General features: G+C 30.7%; 14 protein-coding genes. 10 read left to right on the top strand and 4 right to left on the bottom strand.

Annotation, left to right across the window (positions count from 1 at the left end; translation table 11 throughout):
- The first annotated feature begins 111 nt into the window (after window positions 1–111).
- The 4 genes from P3X86_RS20040 to P3X86_RS20055 all read left to right on the top strand — a co-directional run bounded on the left by P3X86_RS20040 (window position 112) and on the right by P3X86_RS20055 (window position 4,893).
- The gene (locus P3X86_RS20040) at window positions 112–492 is read left to right on the top strand and encodes a BlaI/MecI/CopY family transcriptional regulator (RefSeq protein WP_483294519.1); all 381 of its coding nucleotides are present in this window, start codon (window positions 112–114) and stop codon (window positions 490–492) included.
- Window positions 493–497: 5 nt separating this feature from the next.
- Window positions 498–2,636, top strand: coding sequence for a M56 family metallopeptidase (locus tag P3X86_RS20045; RefSeq protein WP_483294520.1), 2,139 nt, complete (start codon window positions 498–500; stop codon window positions 2,634–2,636).
- 305 nt (window positions 2,637–2,941) lie between these two features.
- The gene (locus tag P3X86_RS20050; RefSeq protein WP_483294521.1) at window positions 2,942–3,781 is read left to right on the top strand and encodes a helix-turn-helix domain-containing protein; all 840 of its coding nucleotides are present in this window, start codon (window positions 2,942–2,944) and stop codon (window positions 3,779–3,781) included.
- 260 nt (window positions 3,782–4,041) lie between these two features.
- Entirely contained in the window at window positions 4,042–4,893 is an 852-nt protein-coding gene (locus P3X86_RS20055; RefSeq protein ID WP_483294522.1) for an AraC family transcriptional regulator, read from the top strand.
- 112 nt (window positions 4,894–5,005) lie between these two features.
- On the opposite strand, the gene P3X86_RS20060 is transcribed toward P3X86_RS20055, so the two are convergent.
- The 3 genes from P3X86_RS20060 to P3X86_RS20070 are packed head-to-tail and all read right to left on the bottom strand — an operon-like array spanning window position 5,006 to window position 8,432.
- The gene (locus tag P3X86_RS20060) at window positions 5,006–6,505 is read right to left on the bottom strand and encodes a sensor histidine kinase (RefSeq protein WP_483294523.1); all 1,500 of its coding nucleotides are present in this window, start codon (window positions 6,503–6,505) and stop codon (window positions 5,006–5,008) included.
- Window positions 6,495–7,190, bottom strand: coding sequence for a response regulator transcription factor (locus P3X86_RS20065; RefSeq protein ID WP_483294524.1), 696 nt, complete (start codon window positions 7,188–7,190; stop codon window positions 6,495–6,497). Before P3X86_RS20065 ends, P3X86_RS20060 begins: the two co-directional genes overlap by 11 nt.
- A 57-nt stretch (window positions 7,191–7,247) precedes the next feature.
- Window positions 7,248–8,432 carry a hypothetical protein gene (locus tag P3X86_RS20070; protein ID WP_483294525.1) on the bottom strand — a complete coding sequence of 395 codons (1,185 nt, stop codon included), beginning with the start codon at window positions 8,430–8,432 and terminating at the stop codon, window positions 7,248–7,250.
- 345 nt (window positions 8,433–8,777) lie between these two features.
- Between P3X86_RS20070 and P3X86_RS20075 the strand changes: the two genes are divergently transcribed.
- From P3X86_RS20075 to P3X86_RS20085, 3 genes are all read left to right on the top strand, one after another.
- Window positions 8,778–9,050: a CD3324 family protein gene (locus P3X86_RS20075; RefSeq protein WP_483294526.1), complete on the top strand. Its 273-nt coding sequence runs from the start codon at window positions 8,778–8,780 to the stop codon at window positions 9,048–9,050.
- A 153-nt stretch (window positions 9,051–9,203) separates the two neighbouring features.
- Window positions 9,204–10,181, top strand: a complete 978-nt coding sequence (locus P3X86_RS20080; protein ID WP_483294527.1) for a GNAT family N-acetyltransferase — start codon at window positions 9,204–9,206, stop codon at window positions 10,179–10,181.
- 355 nt (window positions 10,182–10,536) lie between these two features.
- Window positions 10,537–10,761 carry a GyrI-like domain-containing protein gene (locus P3X86_RS20085; RefSeq protein WP_483294555.1) on the top strand — a complete coding sequence of 75 codons (225 nt, stop codon included), beginning with the start codon at window positions 10,537–10,539 and terminating at the stop codon, window positions 10,759–10,761.
- A gap of 404 nt (window positions 10,762–11,165) precedes the next feature.
- On the opposite strand, the gene P3X86_RS20090 is transcribed toward P3X86_RS20085, so the two are convergent.
- Window positions 11,166–11,888 carry a GntR family transcriptional regulator gene (locus P3X86_RS20090; protein WP_483294528.1) on the bottom strand — a complete coding sequence of 241 codons (723 nt, stop codon included), beginning with the start codon at window positions 11,886–11,888 and terminating at the stop codon, window positions 11,166–11,168.
- Between the two features lie 212 nt (window positions 11,889–12,100).
- Here P3X86_RS20090 and P3X86_RS20095 point away from each other — a divergent pair, with 212 nt between their 5' ends.
- From P3X86_RS20095 to P3X86_RS20105, 3 genes are all read left to right on the top strand, one after another.
- Window positions 12,101–13,663 (top strand): BCCT family transporter, encoded by a 1,563-nt coding sequence (locus P3X86_RS20095; RefSeq protein WP_483294529.1) that lies wholly within the window; start codon window positions 12,101–12,103, stop codon window positions 13,661–13,663.
- Window positions 13,653–15,044, top strand: a complete 1,392-nt coding sequence (locus tag P3X86_RS20100) for an FAD-dependent oxidoreductase (protein WP_483294556.1) — start codon at window positions 13,653–13,655, stop codon at window positions 15,042–15,044. Before P3X86_RS20095 ends, P3X86_RS20100 begins: the two co-directional genes overlap by 11 nt.
- A gap of 119 nt (window positions 15,045–15,163) precedes the next feature.
- Window positions 15,164–16,321: a mandelate racemase/muconate lactonizing enzyme family protein gene (locus P3X86_RS20105; protein WP_483294530.1), complete on the top strand. Its 1,158-nt coding sequence runs from the start codon at window positions 15,164–15,166 to the stop codon at window positions 16,319–16,321.
- Window positions 16,322–16,685 lie beyond the last annotated feature (364 nt).

Genomic DNA, 16,685 nt, shown 5'->3' on the forward strand with positions numbered 1-16,685 from the left:
AATTTTAAGATAGGTTTTTTTTATTTACAAAATATATTGACAAATTAAATCTACTAGTGTAGACTAAAAGTATATTTACACGTGTAGATTAATAATTAGGAGGTATTAGTATTGAAAAATGTATCTATATCTGATTCTGAATTAGAGGTAATGAAATTGGTATGGGATAAGAATCCTATCACATCTGAAGAGGTTATTGAAGAATTATCAGATAAGATGAGTTGGAATCCACAAACCATTAAAACATTTATAACTAGACTAGTAAAAAAGAAGGTTATGGCATATAACAGATCTGGTAGAACCTATTATTATTATCCTTTGGTATCAAAGGATGAGTATGTTAAGGAAGAAAACAGGACTTTTCTTCAAAAAATATACGATGGTGCGATAGATAAACTATTCCTTAATTTTATAAAGAATGAGGATATTTCAATTGAAGATATAGATAGGCTTCAAAAACTATTAGAAGATAAAAAGCATAATAAGGAGTAAGATACATGGATTTTATAAGTGCATGTTTTACTAATATTTTAAGCGTTTCATTTACATCAAGTATCGTGGCTTTAGCAATATTAATGCTTAGGCAGATTGCAAAGAAGAAACTCAACATTAGGTATATATATTTGCTTATAGTGTTAGCAATATTAAGATTTTGCTTAATTATTGTCCCAGAGAGCCCAATAAGTATATTGAGTATTATCCCTAATTATGACAAGATAGAAAAAGCTATTCCAGATGGTATGGTCATAGCACACAACTATGAAAAAACCCATACGAACCAGAATAGCGCAGAAAATAACATACAAAAAAATTATAACAAAAATGCCACCATTAGTCTAGATCGTGATATACATAAAGATAAGCCCAAGACCAGCCTAGAAATTCGCGAGATACTAGCCATGATTTGGATTGGTGGAGTTATATTAATGGTTTTAGCAACTATTATATTGCAGTTAAGGGTGAGACTTCAACTCTATAATAGCAAAATGCTAAGTGATGCAAGATTGATGGATATTGTAGAAGAGTGTAAGGAGAGTTTAGGGATAAAAAGACATGTTAGAGTTTTTATTGGAGACAAATTTAACAGTCCATGTATAACAGGTATTTTAAAGCCTTGTATATACTACCCATGTAGTCTGATAGATATCGATGTGGATAGTTTAAAAAATATAATCTTACATGAACTATCACATTTTAAGAGAAGAGATTTAATAACAAATAATATTGTGCTACTTGCAGTAAGCCTTCACTGGTTTAATCCGATTATGTGGATTTTGATGATGGTTTATAGAATGGATGTGGAATTAGCATGTGACTCTTATGTGTTGAATAGATTGGGGGAAAAAAATGCTGTTTCCTACGGAAGTACTATACTTCAGGTTGCAAAACTCAATTTAGATAACACAAGGAGGATAGGAGTTGTATGTTATTTCTCCAGTAGTGCTAAGCAATTAGAGAGGAGAATAAGATTGATAAAAAAATATAAGAGTAAGTCTATAAAGGTAACGGCAGTGGTACTTTTAGGATCAATTATTATAGGTAGTGCTATATTGACTAATCCTGTTAGTGTAGAGGGTGCCTCAAAGGCTGTAAAAATAAGCCAGGGAAAAAGTGCTGTCAGTCAGGAAAATGTACTAACAAAGCGAGACTCATTAAGGTACAATAATCTAGAAAAACTATATAAAGATACAGGATATAAGTTAATACCTAGTTGCTTTTCAAAGGATTATATTAATGTTTCCAAAGGTACATTTGGTTCAGTGTTGATTAAGGATGGGGTAGCCATCCTCTCGATGGAGGATAACAGAAATAAAAATAGTCGCTGGTTTAACCTATTAATGTCAAGGGTTAATCCCATGGATATCAAGGGAATTGGCGAGATAATATCGAGTGAGCCAATGACAGTAGGAGAGCTAAAAGGTCAAAAAATTGTATGTAATGCTAATGACGATGAAGTATCTGAGTATTTTGTATATAAAATCCAAGATGAATACTATGGAGTAAATTATAAAAATACGTATGAACGTGTTGGTACTGTAAATGATGAACTTTCATTGGCTGATGTTGAGGTAATACTTAAGTCTTTGGTTAAGGTAGAGGACTTTGACTTTAAAGAAGATATATCTAATGATGATATATTTATACAAAATATGGAGGATATGAAATATGCTAGTGAGCAACTAGGATTTCAAATAAAGGTTCCAAGAGACAATCCTATATTAGGTACATTTGGGAGTGGTAGACTTTATAGAGAGACTGAAGATGGTCATAATAGTGTATCCTTATGGATTGGCTATGATGGGACAAAGCTCAGCTTTTGTCAAACAACAACTGGTGGATATTACTACGATCAATTTGAAGCAACAGGTAGATTTGATATGAAAGAGTCAGAGAAATTTTGGTACAGTGATATGACTGGTGAATGGATTACAGTGGATGGACAAAAGGTGCTTAAAATTCTAGAAACAAGGCACCTTTTGAAGGAACAAGATAAAGCTGACTATTTTAATAGGTATATAATAAAAGTAGATGATAATCATTTCTTTAAGATGAATTTCGGACGTAACTCTAACGCACAAAATGATATCAAGATAATTAAAGAGTTACTAAAGACTGAATATGAGGTATTTGAGTAAAGTTATAAAAGGAGTTGTCTAAATAGGCAACTCCTTTTGCATAGGAAAATAATATAAGTTATCTATGATTTGTATATGATTTATTTATATTGATAAAAATAGCCGTTGCAAATAGCATGGCGAACTTTACCATATGTAACAGCGGTTTTTTCTAGGAAATATGTTAGCTATTACAATTTCAATTGGCAATTCCACTTAAAGTTTACCCCAATAATAGGAAATAAACTGAAGGTTTATTGATTAAGCTAATATGTAATGATACTCTATATAGAGGACGCACAAAAAATATAATGGAGGTTAGCGTTTTGGATAATATAAAAGTTGGTAAATTTATAGCAGAATTAAGAAAAGAAAATAGTATGACTCAAAAACAACTTGCTAACATATTAGGTGTAACTGATAAAGCAGTTTCAAAGTGGGAAAGAGGTATTGGATATCCTGATATATCATTGTTACAAGAATTATCAAGAGCCTTAGGAGTTAATGTTAATGAATTGCTTGCTGGTAGCAGGGATAAAATGAATATAGGAGCAAATACCAGTAAAATAAATGATATTATATTAGATGCCATACATTATTCTGATTCGGTAAAGGCTAATAAAAAATTGAAGAAAAATGGCTATATTTTAGGGATTATTTTTCTAATAGCAATGCTTGTCTGTAGCATATGTAATATTGCAATAAACAAGAAGATTACATGGGCATATTATCCTATAGGCGGTTTAATCGTGACATGGTTGACAGTAATGCCACATTTTTTTGTTAGAAAATATAAGTGGTTATATTCACTTTTGGGATTTTATATAGCATCTATTCCCTACTTGTTTATTATTGAATACTTGTCAGATACAAAAGGGTGGGTTACGTCACTTGCGGTGCCAATTGTCACAATCGGAGTAGTTTACATACTAGTTATAGTTATGATGTTTATGAAATTGCATATCAGTAAGTGGTATATTAGCTCGTTATCTATGACCTTATTCATTGCGATAGATTATATAATCAATAGAATCATTGAATCATATATAAACCAAAATCAAAGTACTGTATTTAAAGTTAGTATAGAAATTTTTGTGACAATACTGTTATTAATCATTGGATTATATAAGAATAGTATGAAAGCTACTAAGGATAGAATACATTAGAATAAGGTTGATGCTTATAATTATCCTTTTTACATTCACACAAGCACCAAGATAAATAGTTGGCTGTAAAGGTATTTTGTTTTTCTATGTCTTTTTATCTTTTTATTCAATTTTAGTTTCTTTGAAATCAGTGGTCTTTATTACTATAATTATAGTATTAGAAGAGAAGATAATGAGTTTTACTTGATTTTATAGTGCATGAAATGCAAGGTTTTTTGATGTGTTTTACCATATAATTTATCTCGAAGGGAGGGAAGTTAATGGATTGGCTTAACAGAATGAATAATGCTATGGATTATATAGAATCCAATTTGACCAAAGATATCTCATATGATAAAGCCGCCAAAATGGCATGTTGCTCTACCTATCATTTTCAAAGAATGTTTTCATTCATTACGGATATACCGTTATCTGAATATATCAGACGTAGACGATTAACATTGGCAGCCTTTGAATTACAGACAAGTAATATTAAAGTTATTGAAGTGGCACTTAAATATGGATATAAATCTCCAGAGGCATTTACTAGGGCATTTAAGAATCTACATGGAGTGATGCCCATATCTGTCAGAAATAAAGGAGTAGCACTTAAAGCATATCCAAGAATGACCTTCTCAATATCAATTAAAGGAGATATAGAGATGGATTATCGTATTGAACAAAAAGACTCATTTGAAGTATTCGGTGTATACGAAACTATAAGCAAGAAAATGGATGAAGCATTTGTTGAGGTACCACAGTTTTGTAGAAAGTGTGATGAAGACAAAGTTGTAGATCACATGAACGATTTACTTGAAAGAAGACATGATGCAATGTTACATTCAGCTTTGTTTGATTATACAGATACTACTTTCAAATACATGATTTGTTATCATGTACCTGAAGGAGTTGAAATACCCGAAGAATATTCAAGGCTAAAAGTTCCAGCATTAACATGGGCTATTTTTCCTGATTCAAAATGCGATTTGCAAAAGATTTGGAAACGAATCTTTACAGAATGGTTTCCTACATCCGGATATGAAGAAATAGAGGGGCCCGAATTTGAAATGTATTTCGGGTTTGCGAATAACTCTTCAGGTGAAATATGGATACCAGTAAGGAAAAAAGTATAGGCATTGGTTTCTTAGTAATAGAGACTCGTATGTCTAATTAAAACACAGTTTAAATTATAAGAGCTGTTAGGTATATACATAAAATGTATACTTAACAGCTCTTATAGTGATATTATATTTTTACCTGCATAGACTCAAATACAGGTATCGTAATTATAAATATACTCCCTTTTTTATTACTATGTACAGTTATACTGCCACCCTGTTTTTTAAGCATAGTCTTAACTATAGGAAGTCCTAAACCAGTACCTGAGTGATTTTTTGATCTATTTTTATCAACGGTATAAAATGGGTCAAATATCTTATCTTTAATTTCATCGGGTATACCTATACCTGTATCTTCTATCTCAATAACTACATTGTCAGCTATTTTATAACTTCTTATATCGATGTTTCCATCAGCTTTATTGTACTTAATAGCATTGTCTATAACATTGATAATAATCTGTGTAAAGCTGTCTTTATCAAAATATATTTCGGCATGCTCTAGTTTAAGCTTTATTGTAATACCGAATTTCTGAGCCTTAGCTTGCATACGATTAGCTATTTCTTTAATGATTGCATTTATTTCTACTCTTTCTTGCTTGAATTCATAATCATACTTTTCTATACTGGAAAGGTATAGTATGTTTTCAACCATATCATCTAATCGCTGTAGTTCGCTATCTATTACTTTTTTTGCATTTTTAACCATTGTAGTATCATCACTATATAGCGCTATTAAATCTTGTTGAGCTTTTATAACTGTTATCGGAGTCTTAAATTCATGTGTTATGTTACCTATAAAATGCTTTTGCTTTTTCTCTAGTTCTCTAAGCTTTATTATTAGTTTTTGTAATTTTTTCTTTTCATTTTGCATTCCATCTATATCATTCCTGATAGTTAAGGCCATTGATTGTATACCTAGGCTCAAATCCCCTATCTCATCGTTTGACTCTATTAACGTGATATCTTCAAATTTACCTTCCTCTACCAATTCTAATGATTTGGTCAAATGCTTCATTTTCTTCATAATATTTATTACAACTACTTTAGCTATTATAAACACTATGACTATGGATAACAGCCCAAATTCAAGGTACATATTTTTAATATCGCTATAAAATATTTTCTGACTTTTGATATTATATATAAGTCTAATAACCCCTATCTGCCCATCATAATCATAAATAGGTGCTAAATATTCTATCTTATTATTATCTAGATCTCTATAGACGATATTATTTTCGAGGGCTAATAGCATTAGTTTGTCCATCTTTTTTTCTTGAACTCTGTCTTTTTTTTGTTCGTTGCCAGCAATATATCTGCCCATTAGATTATTGCCCTTTATATCATACAAAGCAACATCATTATTTATAAGATTTCTTAGATTTTTACAAAGATATTTTGCATTTTTTTCATAAAAACTTTTATAATTACTATTTGTCTCTTTTAGGAATTGCTCACGGATATATATATTTGCTATTTTACTATCTTCCTTTAAATCGGATTCATATTGTTTTTTCTGATACGCACTAATACCTCTAAGTGAAGCAAAGCTAACTATTGCTATATTGAGTATAAGTATCAATATAATAAATATAGTTAGCTTACGCTTTATGCTAATACGCATTGTTTTCCCCAATAAACTTATAACCTACTTTAGGAATGGTTTTAATTAGGGTCGAATAATTTTGTAGTTTTTTTCTAATTCTCTGAATATGTAAATCTACTGTTCTTGTGCCACCGTAATAATCAAATCCCCAAACTGAATCTAATATGTTATCCCTTGTAAATAGGGTTTTGTTATTCTTAGCTAAAAAGAATAGGAGTTCAAATTCCTTAGGCTTAAGATCAATGTTTATATCATCTATAGTAACAGTATGTTCTTTTGAATCTAATCTTAAAGAGTCAAATATTAGCACATCACGATTTTCTATTTTCAAGGATTTGGATTTATTTAATCTTCTATCTAAAGACCTAATACGAGCTATAAGTTCAGTCATAACAAATGGCTTTGTAACATAATCATCTGCCCCTAGTTCTAGACCTAAAACCTTATCTATAGTAGAATTCTTTGCAGTTAGCATGATGATACCAATATTCTTATTAGTTATATGTCTACATACGTCATATCCATTGCACTCAGGCATCATAATATCTAGTACCAAAATGCAATACTTATTATTATCTAAAGCATCTACAGCATCTTTACCATTATACACTGTATCTACATCATAGCCTTCACGTTCTAATGCATAGCTAATTGGATCGGCTATGTTTTTTTCATCATCAGCAACTAGTATCTTTACCTTCATTTCATCACCTACCTAACTACAATTATAACATATGAGTTGTTTACTAAAGGTGATAATCTACTCCACTGTGTATATAACAGTATTTTTATCTGATTTAAACTGAAAGCCATCTTTGATGATTGAGAGTTTAGTTGCATCCTTATTCCATCTAATCAAACCTTGACCATAATCCCATGGCAAGCTTATTGATCTCTTAGTATCAAAATCATAAACATTAAGTATAAATTTGTCTTCTGTAGCGTGTTCAGTATAATAAGCTATTTTTTTATTGTTATTAGAGTTCGTAGGAGAGTAAATATATTTATTATCGTCAATAAGATTGACTATCATGCCATTTTTATTTACTTCAAAAAGTCCTTTTGATATTCCAGCTTCATCCTTCTTTTCAATACCTCGTTTATATTTATGATAGTAAGCATACCAGTCATATTTAAAGTCCGATTTGCTATATTGCTTAGTTTTAATATTATATACATAACCTTGAAAGTTATCTGATCTTAGATAGATATTATCATTTTCAACTTTGAGTTCATTTATAGTGGGATTAGCTTTATCATCCTTATACATAAGCTTATATTGTTTTATATCATAATCACTTAAAGCATTTCTACGAGCCTTATCAGGTATGATTTTAGATATGTACTCTTCATAAGAAAGATTAAAATCGAATAAGCTTTTTCTTAGTTTTACAGGCAATACTATTTCATTCTTGACATAGGTATTAAAATCATATTTATATATTTTATTATCATCTTCTACAATAATAAATTTATCGTCTACTATATCTGTATTACGATAAATATCATTGCATAGAACCTGCTTTTTATTTGTATTAAGATTATAAATGTAAGTAATAGAAGGCTGGTTTGCATAGTCTTTAAATATGACCAATCTCTCACCATTTTTATTATTATGAGTGAACTTTACAAGGAGTTCTTCAGAGCTCTTTGCTATTGTCATCATTTTTTTAGTAGTTGTATTATAGAGATTCAAAAGATATTCATTATCTTTCTTTACATGACCTAATATCCAGTCATTATCTATCCAACGGTCTGCATCAAATTTCTTTATTTCATCTATTTTCTTAAGCTTTAATGTATTGTTTACCTCGGACTGCTGATTGGGCAGTACTACCACCTTACTGTTAGATTGAGTTTGCCCTTGCGTTGAACAACCTAATAGCCCTGTCATCATACAAATAGATAGAGCATAAACTCCTATTTTTTTCTTGTTAAACTTCATTATCTTTTCCTCCTTTAAAAAATATTCAACTTATCTTTCAAGTTTGAGTATATTTTAACTACGTAATTTATCTAAACAATATAAAAAATGTATCCAAAATGTATCCCTTTAATAAATTTACTATAGTCATGAAGGGATGTAAACCTATTCATTAAGACAAACAATTTTACAATGATATAATGGAAAGACTCTTAAGTTTAATGTATAATATTAATAGCTTATAATTATGAAGGGGGTTTTTGTGTTAATAAAAGTTCAGTATGCATAGCAAAGGCTATTGCATAATGATAAGATAATGAAATAGCCTTTGCTCAATCCTGATAATGAATTTTTAGGAGGAGCATAATGAGCTATAAAAAGGCATGTGATGTACTACCATCAGAATTGTTGAGTATGATTCAAGATTATATTGATGGAGAATACATTTATATACCGAGAAAAGAAAGCAATAAAAAGAAATGGGGAGATAAAACAAAAAGTAAAGAGGCAATATATCAAAGGAATTTAACCATATATAAAAAATACTTAAATGGGATGTCTGTAAAAGAACTTTCACAAGAGTATTACTTATCCCCAAAATGGATTTATAAAATTATTGCTAAAATTGAATTACAATAAGACTTTAAAAGCACTATTAAGAAATGCCTTATAGTGCTTTTTTATTTCAGAAAAATGTGAGCGACACCTATAGAGCACATTTTGGTATATTATATATTTATAAGTTATTATTAAAAAGCATAAAGGGGTTTATATAGAGGAAGGAGTATTAAAATGATTAATAGTATACAAATATATAATATGCAAGATGGTGATATTGATGAAGCAAAAAAAATATGGGTTAATCAATATGAATTATATTGCTCTAAAAGTGATTTCCCATCATATTGGAAAGAAGATACTTCATTATTAGAAAAGTATCTTAGGGTGAAAATTAAAAGCAAGAGAGCTGTAGTAGCAAAATTGAAAGAGAAAGTAGTGGGATTTCTAACATATGATGAATTTCCATTTAATGGAGAAAGCTCTGTGTTTTGTCCTGCAATAGGGCATGCAGCTATTGAAGAGTTGAAAGAAAGCGTATACTTAGCGCTATATAAATATATTTCTCAAAAGTGGATTGATAAAAATATATTTAATCACATGTGGACAATATTTTTTGACGATATAAAGCTTAAAACTTTACTGTTTGATTTAGGATATGGATCATATTTGATTGATGCATTTAGTGAATGTAACAAGATATATAATGAAAAATCTATATGTGATATACGAAAAGCAGAACTTAAAGATGTTGATGAACTATTTGAGCTTGTAAAGGAATCAAGTCAATACTATACCTCTGCCCCATTATTTTTGAGAAGAGATGAGGTTAGTCATCAAGATTTGGAAGAGATAATAGTCAAAAACAATGTATATATTGCATGGTATCAAGATGAGCCAGTCGGATTCATTAATCTAAGCATTACTAAAAATAATAACTTTATAGATATGTCTATTAAAAACTGTGGTTTGATTGATGAAATTGGAGCTTATATTAAGCAGGAATATAGAAATAAAAGCATAGGTGTAGATATGCTTAAATGTGTAATTGATTACTGTAGAAAGAGTAATGCTCCATACATACATGTTGATTTCGAAACAGCTAATCTGTATGGAAATAAATTTTGGAAAAAATATTTTTCTCCAATGTTACTATCAATGAGAAGGACGATCAATAAGAATATAAATGATAATGAGGCTATTAGTGAATAGTTTCGTAAAAAAATAATATTACAAAAAATATATAAGCAGTGCTGAGTTTTATAGCACTTGTTTATATATTTTTTTATTTGGTGATTAGTATGGGGATATTAAAGAATATGCAGATTGTTTTTTGAATAAAGAGTATATTATGGTTTATTTAACCATAATATAAAAAGATTTTAAAATGCAACTATACAAAATCTCAAACTTTATATACAATCGCAAGGGACGGTTCTTTTTGATTGCAATTTATGTGTTATAGAGTAAAGGAATAAAATAATAAAGGTTAGGTATGGGAAAATCGAATTGTTGAACAATATTTTGATTACAAAAGGATAAAATAAATCTTATATTACAGAGGAGGATTAATACACCAGAAAAATATACTAGACTCCAGATTCCGGCATTAACATGGGCTATCTTTCCTGATTCTAAAGGCGAGTTGCAAAAGATCTGGAAACGAATCTTTACAGAATGGTTTCCTACATCTGGATATGAAGAAGTAGAGGGGCCCGAATTTGAAATGTACTATGGATTTGCAAATAATTCTTCAGGAGAAATATGGATACCAATAAGGAAAAAAGTATAGGTTATTAGTTTCCAGTAGAGACTTTTAAGTCTAATCAAAACATTGCTAAAATTATAAGAGCTGTTAGGTAGAACTATCAAATGTATGCTTAACAGTTCCTAACAGTATTAACATTATATCTTGCCTGCATAGATTTATACATATTGTAATTTCTAAAACACCCCATTTTTATTACTTTCTACAGTTATACCTCCACTCTGTTTTTTAAGCTATAACATATATTCTTAAGGAATTATTATAATATCTTTAATTATGAGGAGGGTTATGAGCTATAAAAGGTATATTTATTTAAAAGGATTAAGATGCTGTTAAATGTTGTGTTATTAATATATAAAAACACTTTGTAAAATATTGGCTTCAAAGTGTTTTATATATTAATTTAATGAATTTCGGTATTTTTAAATTTAGTCTATTTTATTTAGAGCAGAGTCTAATAATTCTTTGTCAAGAACTATTGAGTTGAAAGTTTTTAGGACAAGATTTTTTAAATTATAGAAAAGGTTGTCTAAATGCTTTGTAACTTCGTCAGTTGACCCATTTGCAATCGCACACATTAATTCTATATGACCATAATTAATATTTCTAGTCATTTCATCGTCTATATAGTAACGTTGAAAATAGATTCTACGAGAGGATGGTTGCAAGGGCTTAAGAGCTCCAGCAGCATATACATTGCGAGCACAGTCTGCAATAAAGAAATTGAATTCATCATCAATTCTTATAGCTGCAATTGCATCTTTATTTTTTGTAGCTATTTCGTAACGTTTAGCCAGTTCCAATAAGTGTTCTCTTTCTTTTGATGTTGCGAATTTAGTTGCTCGTAACATGATAAGCTTTTCTAATAATCCTCTAACTTCCATCTGAAGTAAGGCTTCTTCTAATCTTATTGGTAATATAGTAATTCCGCTTCTTGGAATAATCTCTACAAGTCTAGTTTGCTCTAACTTTTTTATAGCTTCTCTAACTGGAGTTCTACCAATGTTTATAAAACTACTTAGTTCTTTTTCAGAATAAGATTGTCCAGGCTTTAATTCTAGAGTAACAATTGCTTCTTCAAGAATGTAATATGCTTTTTCGGTTAGATTTGCAAAAGTCATGTTTTCAAAGTAATCAAGTCTTTTGTACATTTATGGTGCCTCCTTTAATTCCTTCTACATTTAACATTTTAATATAAATACTGCTAGAATACAATGTGTGATAATTTGTAAAAAATAAATAGGAGTATTTGTAAAGCAATTATAATTTTAATTATAGCCAAGGGAAACGCTTGCAACAAAATATATTTATGATATAATACTAATATATTAATAATATATTTCATAATGAAAGGAGAACTTCTATGAATCAAAAGAAGTCAAGATTTAAAAATGTAGACCACAAACTAATGTGGCCGTCGATTATTTTCGTACTTGCAGTTATGATCTTAGCTGCACTTTTTCCAGAAAAACTAAATGCATTAACAGCAAAAGGTGCGGGATTCATTACACATCAACTTGGATTTATTATACAGTTAGTTGCTTTAGGATGTGTTGGTATATTAGCATGGCTAGCATTTGGCAAATATAGTACAGTACGTTTTGGCGGTAAAGATGCAAAACCAGAGTTTTCATTTGTAAGCTTTGCATTTATGATGTTTACAGCTGGTGTAGGGGCTGGTTTGGTATATTGGGCTATAGGTGAACCAATATATTATATGCAATGGCCTCCATTTGGATGTGATCCAGTAAGTGCTGATGCAAGTACTTGGTCAATTGCGTACTCAATTTATCATTGGAACGTTATTGGTTGGAGTATTTTCTTACTTCCTGCAATTCCATATGCTTATTATTTACATAATAAGAAGAAAACTAATTTAAGACTTAGTGCTTTATGTACAGAAGTAATAGGGAAAAAACATGAAAGTTCATGGCTGGGATATTTAATTAATATATTTGCAATCTTTGGGACATTAGGTGCATTCTCAACTTCAATGGGAGTTTCGGCTGATTTATTGAGTGCTGGGCTAAATAAATTATTTAATATTCAACCTACTGTTGGAGTAAAAGTAGCTATTGTCGCTTCTTTTATAATTTTCTATGCAATAATTATGTTACTAGGACTTAAAAAAGGTATTAGTAAATTAGCTAATATCTGTGTTTATATCTCTGTAGGTATGATTACATTTATTTTATTAGCTGGACCTACTTCATTTATTATAAATTATACTTCTGATAGTATTGGAATGATGCTAAATAACTTTTTTAGAATGTCATTTTATACTGATCCAGTAATGAAATCAGGATTTCCACAGGATTGGACAATTTTTTACTGGGCATGGTATTTTGCTTATCTAGTAATGATGGGATTATTTATAGCAAAAGTATCTTACGGTAGAAAAATGAAAGAAGTAATATTGACATGCGTGATAGGATCATCAGTTGGATGTCTACTATTCTTAGGAATTCTAGGTGGTTACACTGTAAATGGTATATTAACAGATACATTACCAATTCTAGAATGGTTTACTAATCTAGGTTTAGCAGGAGCTATTATTGAAGTTATAGGTTCTGTTCCATTAGGAGCTGCAGTTTTAGTAATTTTCTTAATTGCTGCATATTTTTTAATAACAACGACTATGACTTCAGCTACTTATGCTGTATCTATGATGACAACTAAGAATTTAAAACCAAACGAGGATCCTGATTTGGCAGTTAGATTAATTTGGTGTGTAGCTGTTGGAGCTATTTCTATGGTTGCATTATTAATGGGTGGTGCTATCAATACTATTAAATCAATGGCGATTATTTCAGCACCTCCAATGATTATTCTTTACATTATTATGTTTATTTGTTTACTGAAATGGCTTAAAAAAGATTATAGAATAAAAGAAAGACAGGAGGAACTTTCTGGTGATGACAATTAATAAAACTTCTGTAAAGCAAGTTGAAAATACAGTTTATCGAAAGGAACAAGTAACTTGTGACAATATAGAGCTAATTGGACAGTATGACGTGATAGTGGTAGGTGGCGGTCCAGCTGGTGTAGCTGCAGCCGAAACTACTGCTAGACAGGGCTTAAAAACATTGATAATTGAAAAAAATGGTTTCTTGGGAGGTCAAGCCGTTGGAGGCCTATCCGGGACTATTTGTGGACTTTATTTGACGAATGAAGAATGGACTTCTAAAAATGGGCCAAAGCAAATTGTCTTTGGGTTTGCCGAAAAGTTTAGGCAAAGGTTGTTAAGAAATGGAGGATTATCGGAACCTCAACTTTATGGCAATACTTATGTAGATGCTCATGATCCATTTGTTTGGAAGTATTCAGCAGAGGAATTAGTAATAGAAGCAGGAGCTGAAATTTTATATCACACAGTAGTAACAAATGTGATGCTAGAAGATAGAGAAATAAAGGCAGTTGTTGTAAATACGGCTGATGGTTATGGATTAATTAAAGCTGATTACTTTATTGATACTTCAGGAGATGCAGTGCTTGTTGCATCATCTGGTGGTGAGTTTAGAATGGGACAGAATGGTGTTGTGCAAAATCCATCATTAATTTTTATGATCAATGGAGTTGATGATGAAAAATTCTGGAATCATTTTGGAGAGAATACAATTTGTAATGATGATTTTTCTGAAAAGATTAAAGAGGCTGAAAAGAAATTTGGAGTGAGTTTACCAAGAAAGAAAATATGGATTTTCAAATGTCCGAATAAAGGACAGTTATATATAAATGCCACAAGTGTATCTAAAAATAATGGAAATTGCTTAAATTGCGTGAAAGCTGAGGAGAGGACTTATGCTGAGATAGCTGCAAGAAAACAGGCATTAGCTTATTTTAAGCTATTGAAAGAATATGTCCCTGGTTGTGAAAATAGCTATATCACTGTTACTGGTAGCGAAGTGGGTGTTAGGCAAACAAGATCCATTGTTGCTAGAAAGACTTTATTAAATAGAGATGTAGAAAATTGTGTCAAACTGGAAGATGGTATTGCGAAAAGCTCTTGGCCGATTGAACTACATCGTGGTGAAAAACCTAAATTATTCTGGCTACAAAATGATTACTATGAAATTCCATTCGGAACAATGGTTCCTGCTAGTCTAGACAATGTTTTGGTAGCAGGCAGATGTATTGATGCCGAGCATGAAGCCTTAGCATCATCAAGAGTAACTGCACAGTGCTTTTCAGAAGGGCATGCAGCTGGTATTGCTATGATGTTGTCCAAAAAAAGCGGTACTAAGGTTTATGATATAGATGGAAAAGATGTAAGAAAAGCGTTAAAAGAAGATGGCGCTGATTTATAAAAAGGACTATTACGTAAATACATTTAAAGAATATCAATTTCATGATGTAGTAAAGCGAAGCAAGTGAACTGCATATTGTATTTAAATATAATAAATTACTATACGATGGAGGAAAAGTTATGAAAGAAAATTTAATAAAATCAATTGAGTTTTTACCGATAAATATATCAGCTTCTAACTGGAGTCAAAATACTTGCATTGTTAAAGTAACTGATAACGCAGGTAGATATGGAATAGGAGAAGCAGATGGTTCACCAAGTGTAATTGCAGCATTTGCAAATTGTGAAACTGAACATAAATGGTTAACTAATCTCACAGAAGTGTTAATAGGTAGAGATCCTATCGAATTTGATGCTAACTGGGATTTGATGTATGAAACTACACGTTGGATTGGAATGCGTGGATTTGGTATGTTCGCAATCTCAGGTATTGATATGGCTTTATATGATTTAGCTGGAAAACAGCATAATTTGCCAGCTTATAAATTACTTGGTGGACAATTCAGAGATAAAGTTTCGCCTTATTTCACTCTATATCCAGATTGTCCATCGGATTCTGCACCGGAAATTGCATTAAAAGCCTATGAGCCTTTATTAAAAAAAGCTAGAGAGAAAAAAGTTAAAGCCGTTAAAGTGTGTATTATGCAAGATGCAAAGATGACTAAACAGCAAATAGTTGATTACTTAAAAGAATGCCGTAGAATGTTAGGTAACGATATTGACATGATGTGTGACTTCTTATATCGATTCACTGATTGGGAAGAATGTAGATGGATTTTAAATAGAATTGAAGATGTAGATTTATATTTTGCTGAAGCAATGTTACCACATGATGATTTGGAAGGGCATAGAAAGCTAGCTGAGGCAGTTTCTACAAGGATATGTGGTGCTGAAATGGCTACTACTAGATTTGAATGTGAAAAGTGGCTAAAACATTCAGGGGTTTCAGTCATTCAACCTGATTATAACAGAGCTGGAGGGTTAACTGAATTACGTCGAATTATACACATGGCAGAGCAATACAATGTTCAAGTTTCTCCTCATCAATGGAAAACAGGTATTACAGCTGCAGCCTGTAGACATTTGCATATTGCAAACAAATTTACTACTTATGTAGAATATTTGCATCCAGATTTTTATGGTGGATCATTAAGAAAGAATCTTACAACAAATGAAGCCCCTATTGTTGATGGCTACTTAGCAAAACCAGAAGCTCCAGGTTTAGGTATTGATATCAATAAAGAATTTTATAAAGAGATAACTGGAGAAGAATTTTAGTATATATTTAAGGCTATAAAAAGATGTTTCTATAAAAAAAAGAAACATCTCAGACCGTAGACAAAAGCCCAATTTCTGCGCCTGTGTTAAAATTTTCGTTGCTCACTTACCTCTAAGTAAGCTCTGCTACTCAATTTTAACACGCCTTGAAATTGAACTTTTACTAAAGTTTGCTATCTTGATGACTTTGTCATCAATCTAAGATGTTTCTATAAAAAAAGAAACATCTTTTTTTGTTAAATGAAATAAATAAGCACAATTTCACTTTCAAAATGTTATGTATCAAGCGAATAAGTAAATAGATTGTGAATTATCTAAATAAACTGTTGATAAAAAATTTAATGATTAAAAATAGATGAAGAAA

It is taken from the genome of Abyssisolibacter sp. ZYX002, from assembly GCF_056892235.1.